This window comes from Yersinia sp. 2545 StPb PI (assembly GCF_052217125.1).
Classification (GTDB): Bacteria; Pseudomonadota; Gammaproteobacteria; order Enterobacterales; family Enterobacteriaceae; genus Yersinia; species Yersinia enterocolitica_E.
The window spans coordinates 4,314,495-4,332,139 of the sequence record NZ_JAZGPY010000001.1; the positions used below are offsets into that span (position 1 = coordinate 4,314,495).

A 17,645-nucleotide genomic window follows, 5' to 3' on the forward strand; every position below is an offset into this window, starting at 1 on the left:
CTGCTCTTTAGCGGGCCGTTTTTTTTCCGCACTCAGCTAATAACTCAGATTCATCTATTTGCGCCCCTGATAACTGATAGCTATTCTCAACCATAGAGTAATTATCAGAAAACTAAGGAACGCCAATGCGCCTGTGGTCAAAACTATCCGTATTAACTGCAACTCTGCTCTCGGTCGCCTGTAGCGTGACCCCGCCTAAAGACGTGAAAGTGGTTGATAACTTCCAACTCCCTCGCTACCTCGGCACCTGGTATGAAATAGCCCGGTTGGACCACTCTTTTGAACGTGGATTGGAGAGGGTCAGCGCTAATTACACGCCACGAGATGATGGTGGTGTAAAAGTCATTAACCGGGGTTATAACCCGCAGAAGCAGCAATGGCAGGAGAGTATCGGCAAAGCCTATTTTATTGGTTCCCCCCAACAAGCCTCGCTTAAAGTGTCATTCTTTGGGCCTTTCTATGGTGGCTATAATGTCATTGATTTAGATGATAAATATCAGCATGCCTTAATTGCCGGCCCTAATCGGGATTATTTGTGGATTTTATCCCGTACGCCAACGATCGATACTCAGACCCGCGATCGTTTGGTTGCCGTAGCGAGGAATTATGGTTTCCCGGTTGATAAGTTGATATGGGTTAAGCAGGAAGGGCCGAGCGCAGAGATTAAAAAGTAATAATGCTGTGTTTTAGCCTTCAATCTGTAACAGCAGATCGAACTATAACCCGATCTGCTGTTCATTCCGCGAGCGCTAAAGGAAATCCCTTGTTATGACGCCAACTTCAAGCCGATAATTCCAGCTAAAATTAGCCCCAAGCTAAACACCCGCGCCAAACTGGCAGACTCCCCAAGCAGGGCAATACCTAAAATAGCAGTACCTACCGCACCAATACCGGTCCAAACCGCATAGGCCGTGCCGGCCGGTAACGTTTTCATGGCATAGGCCAACAAAAAGACACTGACCGCCATCGCTACCAGAGTGATAACACTGGGGGTCAGCCGCGTAAAACCATGAGAATACTTCAGGCCAATAGCCCAAATAACTTCTAATAAACCAGCAATAACCAGAATAATCCAAGCCATGGTAACCACCTCGCTCAGGCGGGGTCGTCCCCGAAAAACAGATGCGTGCCCAGGTCGTCCCGAACAGCATAAAGGTAAGAGGGATACGTTATCACGCTAAATAATAAGCAGCAATATTATGGCCGATCAAAAACAAATCCGGCGGCAATCGCCGCCGATAAGAATATAAACAGACGTTTATTCAGCGCTACGTTCAATCGCACTACCTGCACTTTGAACATCTTTGCCAACACCTTTCGTGGTGTTGCAGGCGCTCAATGAAGAGATAACCAACAATGAAAAAATAATGGCGATGCTTTTCTTTAACATTATAAAGGTTCCTTATAGGGCATTTGGCTTACTCACCTTATAAGGATAGTCAAAAAAACAGCATTGCACTTTTTCCGACTCAATTAACAGCACTACAGTGCGCTATCGATAAAACCCACATCCGACAGGCCCAGATAGCAGAAAACCGCGTTTAAGCGGTTTTCTTTCATTCCCAGCGCATCTTATTTATTAAGACTTACTTAACGCGAGAAACATATTCGCCAGAGCGGGTATCAACTTTGATAACTTCGCCAACCTGTACGAATAATGGCACTTTGACCACGGCACCGGTACTCAGAGTTGCAGGCTTACCACCGGTACCGGCAGTGTCACCTTTTAGACCTGGGTCAGTGTCAGTGATTTCGAGTTCAACAAAGTTTGGTGGGCTGACAGCGATAGGCTGACCATTCCACAGAGTCACGATACATTCAGCCTGATCAATCAGCCATTTGTCGTTATCGCCAATGGCTTTGGCATCAGCTTGCAACTGCTCGTAAGTCTCGTTATTCATGAAGTGCCAGAACTCACCGTCGTTGTACAGGTAAGTCAGGTTCAAATCGTTAACGTCTGCGCCTTCGGCTGAGTCGGTAGATTTAAAGGTTTTTTCAACGCGTGAACCGGTCAGCAGGCGGCGCATCTTAACACGAGCAAAAGCTTGGCCTTTGCCTGGTTTTACGAACTCGCTGGCTTCAACTGCATAAGGCTCGCCCTCGAACATGATTTTAAGACCGGGACGAAAATCGTTGCTATAATAAGTGGCCATAATGGTCCTCAAGAAACTGGTAGTTAAGCCTAAAAAATGGCAAGTATTGTAACCCGAAACATGCCAATTAGAGAAGATTGGTTGCAACAACTCGCCGATGTAATTACTGATCCGGCCGAATTGCTAAGAATTCTTTCCTTAAATGAACACCCCAACCTGCAACAAGGTATTGAGGCTCGTCGTTTATTCCCTCTCAGAGTACCTCGCGCTTTTGTTGCGCGTATGCGGCTGGGAGATCCGTCTGACCCATTATTGCTTCAGGTGCTGACCGCACGCGAAGAGTTTATCGCAGTACCCGGTTTTACCAATGACCCGCTTGATGAACAACGCAGCGTCGTACCCGGCTTGTTGCACAAGTATCGCAACCGCGCACTGCTACTGGTAAAAGGCGGCTGTGCCGTCAATTGCCGCTATTGTTTCCGCCGCCATTTCCCTTATCAGGATAACCAAGGCAACAAAGCCAATTGGCATCAGGCACTGGATTATATCCGCCAGCACCCAGAGCTAGACGAGATCATCTTTTCCGGCGGTGACCCGCTCATGGCGAAAGACCACGAGCTCAGTTGGTTGCTGGATGAGCTGGAAAACATAGCTCACATCAAGCGCTTACGCATCCATACCCGGTTACCGGTGGTTATCCCTGACCGTATCACTGCGGCGCTATGCCAGCGGCTGGGTGATACTCGATTACAAGTGCTAATGGTTACACATATAAACCACGCCAATGAAATCGATCAGCCTTTGCGGGACAGTATGGCACAGCTCAAACGGGCGGGTGTAACCCTCTTAAATCAGAGTGTGCTGTTGCGAGGGGTCAATGATGATGCCGAGGTATTGGCAACATTAAGCAATGCCTTGTTTGATGCTGGTATTCTGCCTTACTACATTCATGTACTGGATAAAGTGCAAGGTGCGGCTCACTTTATGGTCGATGATGACGAAGCACGGCTATTAATGAAAGGTCTGCTAAGCCGCGTATCCGGTTATTTGGTTCCCCGTTTAGCACGGGAAATCGGCGGTGAACCGAGCAAGACCCCGCTGGATCTCCGATTGATGCAGGATGAATAATTCGGGTGACAAATCTGCCGGGAGCAGATTTGAACGCGGCTTGCAGCGGCTTTGTAGAGGCGAGGTCCATGAATGGGCCGAGTAACGAGTGCAGCCAGAAAGATGACGGCTGTAACAAGCAGGGGATGCCATGGCATCCCCTGCTTTATTTAAATTCTTGCTTGAGCTATCAAGGGCACTTATAAACTTCACCAACCATTTTGCTATCCAGTGGTGCAAAGCTTGATAAGAAGGTTTCGCTCGGGCTGGTAGCACCGTAAATTACGTTGCCGCCCATTGCTGCTGCTTTATTACGTAGGTCATTTGCTGCCCCACGCATAGAACTGCTTTCACCGCCACCACCTGAGAACCAGTTACTCTGAGTACCAGCCACCTGGCCGACCAACTGACATTCAGCACCAGGCTTCGTATCAGAGAATTTCACTTGCTCACCCGCCGAACTTAATTGGTTAGTGGAGCTACAACCCGCCAGCAACAGCGCTGCTGAAAGGCCAAGTAACACTTTAATCCGCATTTTTTTCCCCATTCGAAGTTGAGAATCACGCTAAAGATTACCAGAAAGCACCGCTGCCGCTTAGGCATCCGTTGCCGAAATTATCCAAATACTCGATGTCGAGCCTGATGGTTAATGATTAACAGTTTACACATTAAATTACTGCCACGACTAAAAAAAGTCCTGCAATCATCACACTGAATGAAATAAAACCGCTTTTATGATGGTTGGTTACGAAATTTGAACCAGAAAAGACTGAGTATAGGATAACACGGAGTAGCGTTATGGCAGATTTTGGTGGCAATAGATAAAACAAAAGCGAGCAGGTCACCCCACTCGCTTTCATCAACAGCTTGTCCCTTTTGCTACCAATCTAATGGCAGCTCAAAGGTTGGCAGCATTACATCATGCCGCCCATGCCGCCCATACCACCCATGCCGCCAGCGCCCATATCACCGCCTTTGTCATCACGTGGCAGGTCAGTGATCATGCACTCGGTAGTGATCATCAGACCAGCAATAGAGGCTGCGTACTGCAGAGCAGAACGAGTCACTTTAGTTGGATCCAAGATACCCATCGCGATCATGTCACCGTATTCTTCGGTATAAGCGTTGTAGCCGTAGCTGCCTGAACCCGCTTTAACGTTGTTCGCGATAACAGAGGCTTCTTCACCGGCGTTAACCACGATCTGACGCAGTGGAGATTCCATCGCACGCAGAGCAACTTTGATACCGACGTTCTGGTCTTCGTTATCACCTTTCAGACCCGATTTAGTGATAGCAGATGCAGCACGAATCAGTGCAACACCACCACCAGCCACTACGCCTTCTTCTACTGCCGCACGGGTTGCGTGCAGAGCATCTTCAACGCGTGCTTTCTTCTCTTTCATTTCAACTTCAGTTGCGGCACCAACTTTGATAACGGCAACGCCGCCAGCCAGTTTAGCGACACGCTCTTGCAGTTTTTCTTTGTCGTAGTCAGAAGTCGCATCTTCAATTTGCTGACGGATCTGAGTAACACGACCCTGGATTGACGCTTCGTCGCCTACGCCATCGATAATGATAGTGGTATCTTTATTGATAACAACGCGTTTTGCCTGACCCAGATCTTCCAGAGTGGTTTTTTCCAGTTCCAGACCGATCTCTTCAGAGATAACAGTACCACCAGTCAGTGTCGCGATGTCTTGCAGCATAGCTTTACGACGGTCGCCGAAGCCAGGTGCTTTAACCGCTGCAACTTTAACAATACCGCGCATGGTGTTAACCACCAGGGTCGCCAGGGCTTCGCCTTCAACGTCTTCTGCGACAATCAGCAGTGGTTTACCGGCTTTCGCTACCGCTTCCAGCACTGGCAGCATTTCACGGATGTTAGAGATTTTCTTGTCAGCCAGCAGGATGAATGGGCTTTCAAGTTCAATAGAACCGGTTTCTGGTTTATTGATGAAGTAAGGAGACAGGTAACCACGGTCAAACTGCATACCTTCAACTACGTCCAGCTCGTCTTGCAGGCCTGAACCTTCTTCAACGGTGATAACGCCTTCTTTACCGACCTTTTCCATCGCTTGAGCGATAAGCTCACCTACGGTGGAGTCAGAGTTGGCAGAGATAGTCCCTACCTGAGCGATAGCTTTAGAATCAGAGCAAGGTACAGACAGTTTTTTCAGCTCTTCAACAGCAGCGATAACTGCTTTGTCGATACCGCGCTTCAGGTCCATTGGGTTCATGCCGGCCGCAACTGCTTTCAGGCCTTCAGTGATAATGGATTGAGCCAATACAGTTGCAGTAGTGGTACCGTCACCCGCAGCGTCATTCGCTTTAGAGGCAACTTCTTTAACCATCTGTGCACCCATGTTCTCAAACTTGTCTTCCAGTTCGATCTCACGCGCAACTGAAACACCATCTTTGGTGATAGTTGGAGAGCCAAAAGACTTGTCCAGAACTACGTTACGGCCTTTCGGGCCTAGGGTCACTTTCACTGCATCAGCAAGGATGTTTACGCCGCGTAGCATTTTGATGCGTGCGTCGTTACCGAATTTTACGTCTTTAGCTGCCATTGGTATTTCCCTTAACTCGTTCAGTTCAGAAGATTAGAGAGCGTGAATTACGCTTCAACAATTGCCAGAATGTCGCTTTCGGACATGATCAACACTTCTTCATGGTCGATCTTCTCTGACTTCACGCCGTAACCATCGTTGAAAATAACGACGTCGCCTACTTTCACATCCAGCGGCTTGATTTCGCCGTTATCCAGGATGCGACCATTGCCGACTGCCAGTACTTCACCACGAGTAGATTTACCCGCTGCAGTGCCAGTCAGAACGATGCCGCCAGCAGATTTGGATTCAACTTCTTTGCGCTTGACGATAACGCGGTCATGCAATGGACGAATTTTCATTGATAGCTCTCCTATGAGAAGGTCCGTATCAGATTTAGGATTAATATCGGTATGCCTTCATAACCGATACCGTGACATTCTAAGTGGGGGCAGCCTCTCATCCCTTCAAGGGAGACGACAAAAAAAATTTCACTTTTTTTCACCCTGAGCAGGAAGATTCTCATCCCCAGGTGGCCTACCCACCACAGAAAGCCCTGTGATTTACTTTATAAATTTATGATTAATAAACAGGCTATTAGAATAAGCCCACAACTTACTTCTCATCTTTGAAACGATTATCTGTAGGTTTATCATCCTCATCGGGATGATGCTCTACGGTGAAGTGGTCATCAGCTTTGCGCTGAAACTCACCATCAAAGGTATTGCCACCGCCCATTGGGCCAGTACCATTGTGAGTAAAACCGCCACCACGATAAATATTCAGATGTGGCATCAGTTTTAGCGTTAACGATTTTTGAATCGGTGGTAATAGCAGCAACAAACCGAGGAAGTCGGTGAAGAAGCCGGGGATCAACAGCAAGAAGCCAGCCAAGATCAGCGACACACTTTTAACCATCTCCGCCGCCGGGCTTTCCCCGGCAGCCAGTTTTTGCTGCATCTGCATAAAGGTTTTTATCCCCTGGTTACGCACCAGAGAGATCCCCACACAGGAGCTAAGGATCACCAACAGCAGGGTAACCAACACACCCAATACAGCTGCAACCTTGATAAATATCGATATTTCTATATATGCCAATAAAAATATCAGCGCTAACGGTAACCAACGCACCGCATTCTCCTTATTCCAATCATTCAGTATCCCTCATCAGGTAAACCTGCCTGACAGATACCATGAAAACCTTGACCCGGCTGATGCTAACACGCCATTTCCCCTCGATTAGCGGATTGCAGCGTCAGCTCCCCCTTCAACGTGGGTCGACTACAGTAAAATGGTGATGGTTGGCTCTATTTTCAAGTTGCAGCCATACTTTTATTACTAATTAATCTAACTGTGAGAAGAATCACAGATATCAGATCATCTCGATTAATTCCGACCATATAGTGATCTCAGTTCAAGGCTTTTTGTCGCTAAGCAGCATATGATCCTGTCAGCAAGAAGATGAGTGGTTAATCTTTCCGCACTAAAGGTTCATAGCGGCATCATATTGCTCACGGCGGCATTATTAAATTAACAAATACAAAACAAGACAGCACAATAGAGAAGGTTCTCATGTCAAATAACATTCGTATTGAAGAAGACCTGTTAGGTACACGAGAAGTCCCCGCAGAGGCTTACTACGGTGTTCATACCCTGCGTGCGATTGAAAACTTCTATATCAGTAACAGCAAAATCAGTGATGTTCCAGAGTTTGTACGCGGCATGGTCATGGTAAAAAAAGCAGCGGCAATGGCGAACAAAGAGCTACACACTATTCCACGCAAAATCGCGGATATCATTATTCAGGCATGTGATGAAGTTCTGGATAAAGGGAAGTGTATGGATCAGTTCCCGGTTGACGTGTTCCAAGGCGGCGCCGGTACCTCTTTAAACATGAACACCAACGAAGTTCTGGCCAATATCGGTCTGGAGCTGATGGGCCACCAGAAGGGAGAGTATCAATACCTTAACCCTAACGACCATCTGAACAAATGCCAATCCACCAACGATGCCTACCCAACCGGTTTCCGCATTGCGGTTTATACTTCCATCATGAAGTTGATCGAGGCGATTGATCAGTTAAAAGAAGGTTTCGAAAGAAAATCCAAAGAATTCGAAAAAATCCTGAAAATGGGCCGTACTCAGTTACAGGATGCGGTGCCAATGACGCTGGGTCAGGAATTCAAAGCCTTTGCTATCTTATTAAAAGAAGAAACCAAGAACCTGCAACGTACCGCAGAATTGCTGCTGGAAGTTAACCTGGGTGCCACCGCTATCGGTACTGCGCTGAACACACCAGAAGGCTACTCACAGTTAGCAATACAGAAATTATCTGAAATCAGTGGTTTGGCTTGTGTTCCGGCGGAAGACCTGATCGAAGCTACTTCTGACTGTGGCGCTTACGTGATGGTGCACAGTGCGCTAAAACGCCTGGCCGTTAAGATGTCAAAAATCTGCAACGACTTACGTTTGCTGTCATCTGGCCCACGTACTGGTCTGAATGAAATCAATCTGCCAGAATTACAGGCAGGTTCTTCAATCATGCCGGCCAAAGTTAACCCGGTTATCCCTGAAGTCGTTAACCAGGTTTGTTTTAAGGTGATCGGTAACGACACTTGCATTACTATGGCGGCCGAAGCAGGCCAACTCCAGTTGAACGTTATGGAGCCAGTGATTGGTCAGGCTATGTTTGAGTCTATCCATATCCTGACAAACGCCTGTTATAACCTGTTGGAAAAATGCATTAACGGTATTACTGCCAACAAAGAGGTCTGCGAACGTTACGTCTTTAACTCCATCGGTATCGTCACCTATCTCAACCCATTCATTGGCCACCATAATGGTGACATCGTGGGTAAAATCTGTGCAGAAACCGGTAAAAATGTGCGGGAAGTTGTTCTAGAACGCGGCTTGTTGACTGAAGCTGAGCTGGACGACATTTTCTCTGTTGAAAACCTGATGCATCCGGCTTATAAAGCGAAACGTTATACCGATGAAAATGAACAATAAAATAATCATCCGGTAGCCCTGAAAGGCACGCATGCTCCTCTGGACGGCGTGCCTTTTTACTTTCTGGCAAACACAATTTTTTAACTTTAATTTTTCATTTTGATCAAGGAGTAAACACTATGATAGCCGTAGAGTTAGTCATCGTCCTACTGGCCATTTTTTTAGGGGCCAGATTAGGTGGTATCGGTATCGGTTTTGCAGGCGGCATCGGTGTTTTGGTTTTAGCCATGATTGGCGTTAAACCCGGTAGCATTCCGTTCGATGTTATCTCAATTATTATGGCCGTTATTGCTGCAATCTCTGCGATGCAGGTAGCGGGCGGTATGGATTATCTGGTACAGCAAACTGAAAAGTTACTGCGTAAGAATCCAAAACACATCACCATTCTTGCTCCGCTGGTCACTTATTTTCTGACCATCTTTGCCGGGACAGGTAACATTTCTCTTTCAGCACTGCCCGTGATTGCAGAAGTGGCGAAAGAGCAAGGCATTAAACCTTGCCGCCCTCTGTCCACAGCAGTGGTCTCCGCACAGATAGCCATTACTGCCTCACCGATTTCCGCGGCAGTGGTTTACATGTCTTCCGTTATGGAAGGTCATGGCGTTAGCTATCTGCATCTGCTGATGATAGTCATCCCCTCTACCCTGTGTGCGGTGCTGGTGATGTCGCTGATCGTATCCTTGTGCTTTAACTCCAAACTGTCTGATGACCCTATCTATATTAAACGCTTGGAAGAAGGCTTAGTAACACTGCGCGGCGACACTGTAAAAGTGATCAAGCCACGGGCTAAAACGTCAGTGCTGCTGTTCCTGGCCGGCGTTCTTTGTGTGGTTGCCTATGCGATTATCAACAGCCCAAGTGTCGGTCTGGTTGCAACTCCGCTGATGAATACCACTAACGCCATCCTGATCATCATGCTGAGTGTGGCAACTATCACTACGCTGGTATGCTCGGTTGATACCGATTCAATCCTGAACTCCAGCACCTTCAAAGCCGGTATGAGTGCCTGTATCTGTATCCTGGGTGTAGCCTGGTTAGGTGATACCTTTGTACAGCACAACCTTGAGTGGATTAAAGAAACTGCGGGTAGCCTGATTCAGGCCCACTCATGGTTACTGGCCGTTATCTTCTTCTTCTGTTCTGCACTGTTGTACTCTCAGGCTGCAACTGCCAAGGCGTTGATGCCAATGGCAATGGCCCTGAACGTGTCACCACTGGCAGCCATTGCTTCTTTCGCGGCGGTGTCTGGTCTGTTTATTCTGCCAACCTACCCAACATTGGTAGCCGCGGTACAAATGGATGACACTGGTACCACGCGTATTGGTCGTTTCGTGTTTAACCATCCATTCTTCATCCCTGGCACCATCGGGGTGGCGCTGGCCGTTTGCTTCGGTTTTGTGATGGGCAGTCTGGTTCTGTAAGCGTTTTGGGGCGCAATTCATTTGCGCCCCACTCACATCAACAATTTTCCTCTACAACGCTCATTGGCAACTTTCATCGAATCCATCTCACTGTTACATAAATCATCTTCTGACCTGCCCACGCTTCGCGCTATAGTATCCAGGCAAGTATTCAGGTAACGCGTATATTCAGCACGTTACGCTCCGCTTCGTCATATAAGCCACGCGACCGATGAGGTTAAGATGTCTGATTGTGATGCAATTGTGGTATTGTGCACCGCCCCTGATGAAGCCAGCGCGCAAGATTTAGCCGCGCAGGTTCTGGGTGAGAAATTGGCCGCCTGTGCCACGCTGTTGCCCGGTGCAACCTCGATTTACTACTGGGAAGGTAAGCTCCAGCAAGAGTATGAAGTACAACTCTTGTTTAAGAGCGATACAGATCATCAGCAAGCCCTTCTCAGTTACATCAAACAACATCACCCCTACCAGACGCCAGAATTACTGGTGTTACCGGTACAGGGCGGAGATAAAGATTACCTGTCATGGCTCAACGCTTCATTACTCTGATTCTGCTGCTGTGCAGTGCTTTACTCGCACCGCACAGCGCACAGGCTTCACTATTTGGTGAGAGCTCCCCTCTTGGCCAAAAAAGCAGCCAGAGCCGGTTTCTTCCGGTCGATAGGGCGTTTGCCTTTGATTTTCGCCAACAAGGTGACCAGCTCACACTGAGTTGGCAGATTCATCCCGATTATTATCTGTATCGCCAGCAAATAAAAATTGTGCCACAGCACGCCACTCTCGGGGAATTTACTCTGCCAGAGGGTATTGCGCATCATGATGAGTTCTACGGTGAAGTGGCGATTTTCAAACAGCAGCTCGTGCTGAAAATCCCGATTTCGCAGGCTGCGGAAGGCGCGAGTATCAGTGTCACCTATCAGGGCTGCGCCGAAGCTGGTTTCTGTTACCCGCCAGAAGTGCGGGTGGTGCCGCTTAATGCCGTTATCGCAAGCTCTGCAACCCCCGCCGTTAACCCACAGGGCACGGCACAGCCCCCCCAAGAAAGCGCGCCCACACCGGCTGAATTACCTTTCTCACCACTATGGGCGCTGTTAATTGGTATCGGCATCGCCTTTACCCCCTGCGTATTGCCAATGTATCCGCTGATTTCCGCCATTATTCTTGGCCGTGAAAAGCCCCACAGCCAGCGGCGAATATTGATACTGGCGGTGGTGTACGTGCAGGGCATGGCGTTGACCTATACCTTGCTCGGTTTGGTGGTGGCGGCGGCTGGCTTACAATTTCAGGCCGCGCTGCAACACCCGTATGTGTTGATTGGGCTATCGGTGCTGTTCGTATTATTGGCGCTATCGATGTTTGGCCTCTATTCGCTGCAACTGCCCTCGTCACTGCAAACCCGGTTGGTGCAGTGGAGTAGCAGCCAACGTGGCGGCTCGCTGGCCGGTGTCTTTGCCATGGGCGCACTGGCGGGCCTGATTTGCTCGCCGTGCACCACCGCGCCCCTCAGCGCCATTTTGCTGTATATCGCGCAAAGCGGAAATATGCTGGCCGGTGGCGGTACGTTGTATTTGTATGCGTTAGGTATGGGTATTCCACTGGTAGTTGTAACGCTGTTTGGCAACAAGCTGATCCCACGTAGCGGCCCATGGATGCAATATGTCAAAGAAGCTTTCGGCTTTGTGATTCTGGCGCTGCCGGTATTTCTGCTGGAAAGAGTACTGGGTGATGTCTGGGGCTTGCGTTTATGGAGCCTGCTGGCCATCGCCTTCTTCGGCTGGGCATTTGTACTCAGCCTTAAAGCTCATTCTGGCTGGGCGCGGGCCTTACAGTTGTTGCTATTGGCAGCACTGTTAATCGCTGCCCGCCCGTTACAGGATTGGGCTTTTAATGGCAACACACAGCAGATTGAAATCAAACACTTAACCTTCCAGCCAGTGGCTAATTTGCCGCAATTACAGGCTGCATTAGCGCAAGCGCAGGGCAAGCCGGTGATGCTGGATCTGTATGCAGACTGGTGCGTGGCCTGTAAAGAGTTTGAGAAATATACCTTCAGTGATAGCTATGTTCAGCGCCAGCTCGCGGATACTGTGCTCATTCAGGCTGATGTCACTAGCAACAGCGCCGAACATGCGGCGATGTTGAAAGAACTCAAGGTATTGGGCTTACCGACTATTCTATTTTTTGATGCGCAGGGTAAAGAAGTTCCCGCCGCCAGAGTGACCGGTTTTATGAACGCCGCTGAGTTCTTAGCACATTTGCAGCAAACCATGCCGCGCTAAACCATGCGAATGGTCTGGCGCGGTAGGTTATCAATTACTGCACGGTAGCCGCATCGGATAAGCGCTTTTTCATCTGGCTATATTGTTGCTCAACATAGTGCTCCGCCGCGTTTTGATCACTAATCGCCTCAACCTTAACGGCACAATGCTTGAATTCCGGTGTTTTTGACACCGGATCAACATGATCCACCGTCAACTCATTACAAGCACCAATCCACCACTGATAGGTCATATACACCGCCCCTAGGTTGGCTCGATCGGTAACACTGGCACGGGCGATCACTTTGCCACGCCGCGAAGAGATCCAGATCAGTGCCTGATCAATCACACCGAGCTGGCTGGCATCCTCTGGGTGTATTTGTACATAGCCAGGCTCATCTGCCAGAATCTTCAATGTGGCGCAGTTACCGGTCATCGAGCGGCAACTGTAGTGGCCCACCTCCCGCACGGTGCAAAGTGCCAGTGGGTAATCAGGGTTAGTCTGCTCATGGGGCGGTTGCCATGGTGCACAACTGAGTAAGCCTTTACCGTCCTCAGTAGCAAACTGGCTATCAGTATAGAGATACGGCGTGCCGGGGTGATCTTCTGTCGGGCAAGGCCATTGGACATAACCCAAACCGGCCATTTTCTCGTAGGTTGCACCATAGAACGGTGGGCACAGGTTGCGCATTTCATCCCAAATTTGGCGAGTATTTTGATACGCCATTGGGTAACCCATTGCCGTGGATATCAGGCTAATTATTTCCCAGTCAGGCTTCACATCGCCTTTCGGCTCGATGGCTTTGTTAAAATGCTGGAAGCCACGATCGGCGCTGGTATAAACCCCTTCATGTTCACCCCACGAGGTCGCTGGGAGTACCACATCCGCCAATTCGGCGGTTTTAGTCATAAAGATATCCTGCACCACCACCAGCTCTAATGCCTCGAACGCGGCGCGCATTGCAGCCAAATCAGGTTCGGTCTGGATTGGATCTTCACCAAACACGTAATAGGCTTTCAACTTGCCTTCTGCAACTTTATGCGGCACATCGGTAATCGAGTAACCGATATGCGCGGGTAACTCAGGCACTCCCCAGGCAGCAGCGAAGCGGCTTCTGGCTTCATCATCAGTCACTTTCTCATAACCGGGGAAGGTATTGGGCAGCACGCCCATATCACACGCGCCCTGCACATTATTTTGGCCGCGTACCGGCCCGACGCCAACATTTGGCCGCCCCAGATTACCGGTTAATAACGCCAGCGAAGACAAGCCCTTAACCACATCAACCGCCTGCCCCCATTGGGTGACGCCCATGCCCCACAAGATAGTGGCCGCCGGAGCGGCAGCATAAGTGCGCATGGCCTGTCGTACCGCTTGTGCCGGCAAGCCAGTAATGTGTTCAACATCCTCTGGGCGGTAATCTGCCACTCCAGCTTGCAGTTCTTCAAAGCCGCGCGTATGTGCACGAACATAATTAGCGTCGTACAGTTTTTCTTCAATCAGCACATAGATAAAGGCATTCACCAGTGCCATATTCGCGCCATTTTTCAGTGCCAACCATTGATCAGCAATACGGGCAGTTTCAATATGTCGCGGATCGCAAACGATCAGTTTGGCTCCCTTGTTTTTGGCCTTGAGGATCCGTCTGGCAACAATCGGGTGAGAGTCAGCCGCGTTATAACCAAACACCAACACACAATCGGTATTTTCAATCTCACCAATCGAGTTACTCATTGCCCCATTGCCCAGTGTTTGCTGCAATCCTGCTACCGAGGGGCCATGACACAGTCGAGCGCAACAATCGATATTGTTGGTGCCGATGGCGGCACGTGCAAACTTCTGCATCACATAGTTGGCCTCATTGCCCGGCCCCCTTGAGGAGCCAGTCATCATGATGGCATCCGCACCATGGCGTTTTTTTATTGCTTTGAGTTTGGTGGTAATAAAGGCAATGGCTTCCTGCCAGCTCACACGCTGAAATGCCTCACCCCGCTTATGCCGTAATAATGGCGCGGTCAGTCGTGGGGTTAGCAACCGGGTATCGTTGAGGAAATCCCAGCCATAGTAACCTTTCAGGCATAACTCCCCCTGATTTGTGACACCATTGGCCGGCTGGGCGCCAACAATTTCGCCATCCTCAACCAATAAGTTTAATTTGCATCCAGAACCGCAATAAGGGCAGACCGTGAGGATCTTTTCCATTTTATTATCCTTATGACCACAAAGGTTACCGGACGATACCCGGCGCAGCACCACGAGCAGCGCGCAATTGCCTGTCCCGCTGTAGCGCTTCCAACGCCATCGGCGTCACCAATTTCAATGCGTTGGTTGGGCAGACTTCTATACAGGCTGGGCCTGCCTCACGGGAATGGCATAAATCACATTTATGCGCTTGCGCCCGTACCATTGAGTCATGGATTGGCTGCTCAACCATATTCATCGCCCCGAATGGGCAGACCAACATGCAGGTTTTGCAGCCAATACAGCGAGATGCCATTACCTGAACCCCATGAATGCCTGTGACAATGGCACCGTTCGGGCAGGAGTTCTCGCAGGGCGCATCCTCACATTGATGACACAAAATTGGGGTGCTGACGGCAAAGCTTTTCATTACGCTCAAGCGCGGATGGAACTGCTCTGGCGTAATGGTGCTGGCGTTATTATTGGTACTGTGTGCCACCACACAGGCAATTTCACAGGTGCGGCAACCAATGCACTGCGTCATATCGGCGATTACAAATCGGTTCATCTTCTCTCCTGGCCGCCGGGGTTATAAAACATTGAGATAATAAGCAATGCTTTCGGCCGCTTTGCGCCCCTCGGCAATGGCCGTGACAATCAGATCTGCGCCACGCACGATGTCACCACCCGCAAAGATTTTTGGGTTACTGGTTTGATACGGGTAACCGGAAATCGTCGGTGCGACCACTCGCCCCTGCTTATCCAGCACCACATTGTGTTCTGCCAGCCACGACATACGGTGCGGGCTAAAACCAAAGGCCATAATCACCGCGTCGGCCGGAATAATGTGCTCGGAGCCGGTGATTGGGCGGGCCTGCCGCCGCCCTTTAGCATCTGCCTGCCCCATTTCAGTGCGAACCATTTTGATACCAGTAACCTGCCCCTGTTCATCCACCTCAATCTTTTGTGGCTGAAGATTGAACATAAATTCGGCCCCCTCCTCGCGCGCATTTTTCACCTCTCGCTTGGAGCCAGGCATGTTCTTTTCATCACGGCGGTAAGCACAAATCACGCTGCTAGCACCATGGCGCAACGACGTACGCACACAATCCATCGCAGTATCGCCGCCGCCCAAAACCACTACCCGTTGGTTTTCCATGCTGACATAAGGGTGAGCACCACTGCCCGCGTACCCCATCAGGTGTTGGGTATTGCCGATCAGGAATGGCAAAGCATCGTAAACCCCTTGAGCATCCTCATTTTCCAACCCGGAGCGCATTGAACGGTATGTTCCCACGCCGAGGAATAGGGCATCGAAATCACTAAGCAGGCTCTCCATGGTGATATCCCGCCCAATCTCGGTATTTAGGCAGAACTCGACACCCATCTCGCTAAAAATCTCACGCCGACGGGTCATCACACCTTTCTCTAATTTGAATGCCGGAATACCAAAGGTTAACAAACCACCGATTTCGGGATAACGATCAAACACCACCGGTGTAATGCCGTTACGGACCAGAATATCCGCACACCCTAACCCCGCAGGCCCTGCACCGATGATAGCAACACGTTTACCCGTGGGTTTGACTTGCGACATATCCGGCCGCCAGCCGGTGGCTAATGCCGTTTCCGTAATATGCCGTTCAATCTGACCAATCGTCACTGCGCCATCGTGGTCGTTTAAAGTACAAGCTTGTTCACACAAACGGTCCTGCGGGCAAACTCGGCCACATATCTCTGGCAAACTACTGGTTTGGTGGGATAACTCAGCTGCTTCATGAATACGGCCCTGATGAGCCAATGAAATCCATTTCGGGATAGCGTTATGTAGCGGGCAGGTCCACTGACAGATGGTTTTATCACCGCAATTTAAACAACGTTCAGCCTGCTCATGGATTTGGCCTTCGGTGAACGGCAGATAGATCTCGGCAAAACTTGCCTTACGCTCCGCCAGTGGGATTTTTTTAGGCTCAAGGCGCGGTGTTCGTGGCCGCTGCAATAGATTAACCGGTGCCACATCACGAATATTTTTGCTCAGTGGGCTGAATGAGTGCGCCGCGCCAGCAGAAGTAGCACTACTGAACAAACGGCCATTGTGCTCATTCAATGCGGTGCGCTGGCGCTTTTGCTGCTGTTGCCGGAGTAGATAATGTTGATCAACCAGTGTCAGGGCCTGCGTCGGACAGGTTTTGATACAAGCAGGGCCATCAGGCTGATCAATACAAAGGTCGCATTTCTGTGCTTCAGTACGTTGATAGGCATCGGCCAGACGATGACTCGCAGGTTGTACCGTCTCGGTCACCACCGTCATCATGCCAAACGGGCAGGCGATCATGCAGGTTTTGCAGCCGATACATTTTTCCTGAATAACCTGAACACTGTTATTTAACTCAACGATGGCACCATTCGGGCAAGTGCTGGCACAAGGGGCATCTTCACAATGGTGACAAAAGACCGCAGTGGCACTTTGGTTACCTTTAAATACTTTCACCCGAGGTGTGAAATAGTCAGGTTTATCAGGGAATGTCCCCTCATGATGAGCGACCACACAAGCTACTTCACAGCTCCGACAGCCAATACAACTTTCGGCGTCAGCCACAATAAATGGATTCATCTTATTTCTTCCCAGAAGTCACGCCATTGCCGGATAAATAATTATTATTTGCAACAACTATTCACAACTCTATCAAATCATTAACCTTACAAACATAGTGTCTATAATATTGTATTATTACAATTAATTTTTAATGCAAAAGAATCGTGCCATTGCTGATATTTCGGGATAATTAAATAGGCAAATGCACGAAGATAAAGAGTAATAAATAGCGGGAAGAATCGATTAAGCACAGTTATTTTACCCAGTTATTTACAATAATAAAGAGATTTAACTCGGACAATGTTAATTAGATGTTTATTTACCCCATCTGAATACTAAAGATAATTTTTATCTAGATCAGTTTATTATCAGGATTAAAAATAATCTCATTGGGATATAACCAAACTAGTTGCTGTTGCGGTAAGACCGCTCGCAC

General features: G+C 49.1%; 16 protein-coding genes. 6 read left to right on the forward strand and 10 right to left on the reverse strand.

The features are described from left to right. Nucleotides 1-125 precede the first annotated feature (125 nt). On the forward strand, nucleotides 126-674 hold the full coding sequence (blc, locus tag V1955_RS20040; RefSeq protein WP_083160997.1) for an outer membrane lipoprotein Blc: 549 nt from the start codon (nucleotides 126-128) through the stop codon (nucleotides 672-674). Nucleotides 675-766: 92 nt separating this feature from the next. Here blc and sugE read toward each other — a convergent pair whose 3' ends face one another. The 3 genes from sugE to efp all read right to left on the reverse strand — a co-directional run bounded on the left by sugE (nucleotide 767) and on the right by efp (nucleotide 2,153). Next, on the reverse strand, nucleotides 767-1,081 hold the full coding sequence (gene sugE / locus V1955_RS20045) for a quaternary ammonium compound efflux SMR transporter SugE (RefSeq protein ID WP_083160999.1): 315 nt from the start codon (nucleotides 1,079-1,081) through the stop codon (nucleotides 767-769). 177 nt (nucleotides 1,082-1,258) lie between these two features. Further along, nucleotides 1,259-1,390, reverse strand: a complete 132-nt coding sequence (locus tag V1955_RS20050; RefSeq protein WP_004392446.1) for an entericidin A/B family lipoprotein — start codon at nucleotides 1,388-1,390, stop codon at nucleotides 1,259-1,261. A 196-nt stretch (nucleotides 1,391-1,586) separates the two neighbouring features. After that, nucleotides 1,587-2,153, reverse strand: coding sequence for an elongation factor P (gene efp / locus V1955_RS20055; protein WP_083161001.1), 567 nt, complete (start codon nucleotides 2,151-2,153; stop codon nucleotides 1,587-1,589). A 36-nt stretch (nucleotides 2,154-2,189) separates the two neighbouring features. Between efp and epmB the strand changes: the two genes are divergently transcribed. Then, nucleotides 2,190-3,221 (forward strand): EF-P beta-lysylation protein EpmB, encoded by a 1,032-nt coding sequence (gene epmB / locus V1955_RS20060; protein ID WP_372568570.1) that lies wholly within the window; start codon nucleotides 2,190-2,192, stop codon nucleotides 3,219-3,221. A gap of 169 nt (nucleotides 3,222-3,390) precedes the next feature. Here the strand turns inward: epmB and V1955_RS20065 are convergent, their stop codons facing one another. The 4 genes from V1955_RS20065 to V1955_RS20080 all read right to left on the reverse strand — a co-directional run bounded on the left by V1955_RS20065 (nucleotide 3,391) and on the right by V1955_RS20080 (nucleotide 6,877). Next, nucleotides 3,391-3,735, reverse strand: a complete 345-nt coding sequence (locus V1955_RS20065) for a DUF4156 domain-containing protein (RefSeq protein ID WP_032906818.1) — start codon at nucleotides 3,733-3,735, stop codon at nucleotides 3,391-3,393. 379 nt (nucleotides 3,736-4,114) lie between these two features. Continuing rightward, a complete protein-coding gene (groL, locus tag V1955_RS20070; protein WP_083161005.1) occupies nucleotides 4,115-5,767 on the reverse strand; it encodes a chaperonin GroEL in 1,653 nt (550 codons plus the stop codon). Nucleotides 5,768-5,814: 47 nt separating this feature from the next. After that, a complete protein-coding gene (locus V1955_RS20075; RefSeq protein ID WP_048618980.1) occupies nucleotides 5,815-6,108 on the reverse strand; it encodes a co-chaperone GroES in 294 nt (97 codons plus the stop codon). A gap of 253 nt (nucleotides 6,109-6,361) precedes the next feature. Then, nucleotides 6,362-6,877, reverse strand: coding sequence for an FxsA family protein (locus V1955_RS20080; protein WP_083161007.1), 516 nt, complete (start codon nucleotides 6,875-6,877; stop codon nucleotides 6,362-6,364). A gap of 441 nt (nucleotides 6,878-7,318) precedes the next feature. On the opposite strand from V1955_RS20080, the gene aspA reads away from it, so the two are divergent. The 4 genes from aspA to V1955_RS20100 all read left to right on the forward strand — a co-directional run bounded on the left by aspA (nucleotide 7,319) and on the right by V1955_RS20100 (nucleotide 12,452). Further along, nucleotides 7,319-8,755 (forward strand): aspartate ammonia-lyase, encoded by a 1,437-nt coding sequence (gene aspA, locus V1955_RS20085; RefSeq protein WP_372557810.1) that lies wholly within the window; start codon nucleotides 7,319-7,321, stop codon nucleotides 8,753-8,755. 119 nt (nucleotides 8,756-8,874) lie between these two features. After that, on the forward strand, nucleotides 8,875-10,176 hold the full coding sequence (locus V1955_RS20090) for an anaerobic C4-dicarboxylate transporter (RefSeq protein WP_083161011.1): 1,302 nt from the start codon (nucleotides 8,875-8,877) through the stop codon (nucleotides 10,174-10,176). 222 nt (nucleotides 10,177-10,398) lie between these two features. Next, a complete protein-coding gene (gene cutA, locus V1955_RS20095; RefSeq protein WP_005187404.1) occupies nucleotides 10,399-10,722 on the forward strand; it encodes a divalent cation tolerance protein CutA in 324 nt (107 codons plus the stop codon). After that, entirely contained in the window at nucleotides 10,698-12,452 is a 1,755-nt protein-coding gene (locus V1955_RS20100) for a protein-disulfide reductase DsbD (protein WP_442821321.1), read from the forward strand. Before cutA ends, V1955_RS20100 begins: the two co-directional genes overlap by 25 nt. Before the next feature lie 34 nt (nucleotides 12,453-12,486). Here the strand turns inward: V1955_RS20100 and fdhF are convergent, their stop codons facing one another. The 3 genes from fdhF to aegA are packed head-to-tail and all read right to left on the reverse strand — an operon-like array spanning nucleotide 12,487 to nucleotide 17,227. Beyond that, entirely contained in the window at nucleotides 12,487-14,634 is a 2,148-nt protein-coding gene (gene fdhF, locus V1955_RS20105; RefSeq protein ID WP_420073372.1) for a formate dehydrogenase subunit alpha, read from the reverse strand. Nucleotides 14,635-14,659: 25 nt separating this feature from the next. Next, nucleotides 14,660-15,181 carry a 4Fe-4S dicluster domain-containing protein gene (locus V1955_RS20110; RefSeq protein WP_442821322.1) on the reverse strand — a complete coding sequence of 174 codons (522 nt, stop codon included), beginning with the start codon at nucleotides 15,179-15,181 and terminating at the stop codon, nucleotides 14,660-14,662. 21 nt (nucleotides 15,182-15,202) lie between these two features. Continuing rightward, nucleotides 15,203-17,227, reverse strand: a complete 2,025-nt coding sequence (gene aegA / locus V1955_RS20115; RefSeq protein WP_083161020.1) for a formate-dependent uric acid utilization protein AegA — start codon at nucleotides 17,225-17,227, stop codon at nucleotides 15,203-15,205. Between the last annotated feature and the right edge of the window lie 418 nt (nucleotides 17,228-17,645).

What these genes read in the sequence shown, in the direction of transcription:
- blc (WP_083160997.1), top strand. Translation starts at nt 126, where the DNA reads ATGCGCCTGTGGTCAAAACTATCCGTATTAACTGCAACTCTGCTCTCG.
- sugE (WP_083160999.1), bottom strand. Translation starts at nt 1,081, where the DNA reads ATGGCTTGGATTATTCTGGTTATTGCTGGTTTATTAGAAGTTATTTGG.
- V1955_RS20050 (WP_004392446.1), bottom strand. Translation starts at nt 1,390, where the DNA reads ATGTTAAAGAAAAGCATCGCCATTATTTTTTCATTGTTGGTTATCTCT.
- efp (WP_083161001.1), bottom strand. Translation starts at nt 2,153, where the DNA reads ATGGCCACTTATTATAGCAACGATTTTCGTCCCGGTCTTAAAATCATG.
- epmB (WP_372568570.1), top strand. Translation starts at nt 2,190, where the DNA reads ATGGCAAGTATTGTAACCCGAAACATGCCAATTAGAGAAGATTGGTTG.
- V1955_RS20065 (WP_032906818.1), bottom strand. Translation starts at nt 3,735, where the DNA reads ATGCGGATTAAAGTGTTACTTGGCCTTTCAGCAGCGCTGTTGCTGGCG.
- groL (WP_083161005.1), bottom strand. Translation starts at nt 5,767, where the DNA reads ATGGCAGCTAAAGACGTAAAATTCGGTAACGACGCACGCATCAAAATG.
- V1955_RS20075 (WP_048618980.1), bottom strand. Translation starts at nt 6,108, where the DNA reads ATGAAAATTCGTCCATTGCATGACCGCGTTATCGTCAAGCGCAAAGAA.
- aspA (WP_372557810.1), top strand. Translation starts at nt 7,319, where the DNA reads ATGTCAAATAACATTCGTATTGAAGAAGACCTGTTAGGTACACGAGAA.
- V1955_RS20090 (WP_083161011.1), top strand. Translation starts at nt 8,875, where the DNA reads ATGATAGCCGTAGAGTTAGTCATCGTCCTACTGGCCATTTTTTTAGGG.
- cutA (WP_005187404.1), top strand. Translation starts at nt 10,399, where the DNA reads ATGTCTGATTGTGATGCAATTGTGGTATTGTGCACCGCCCCTGATGAA.
- V1955_RS20100 (WP_442821321.1), top strand. Translation starts at nt 10,698, where the DNA reads ATGGCTCAACGCTTCATTACTCTGATTCTGCTGCTGTGCAGTGCTTTA.
- fdhF (WP_420073372.1), bottom strand. Translation starts at nt 14,634, where the DNA reads ATGGAAAAGATCCTCACGGTCTGCCCTTATTGCGGTTCTGGATGCAAA.
- V1955_RS20110 (WP_442821322.1), bottom strand. Translation starts at nt 15,181, where the DNA reads ATGAACCGATTTGTAATCGCCGATATGACGCAGTGCATTGGTTGCCGC.
- aegA (WP_083161020.1), bottom strand. Translation starts at nt 17,227, where the DNA reads ATGAATCCATTTATTGTGGCTGACGCCGAAAGTTGTATTGGCTGTCGG.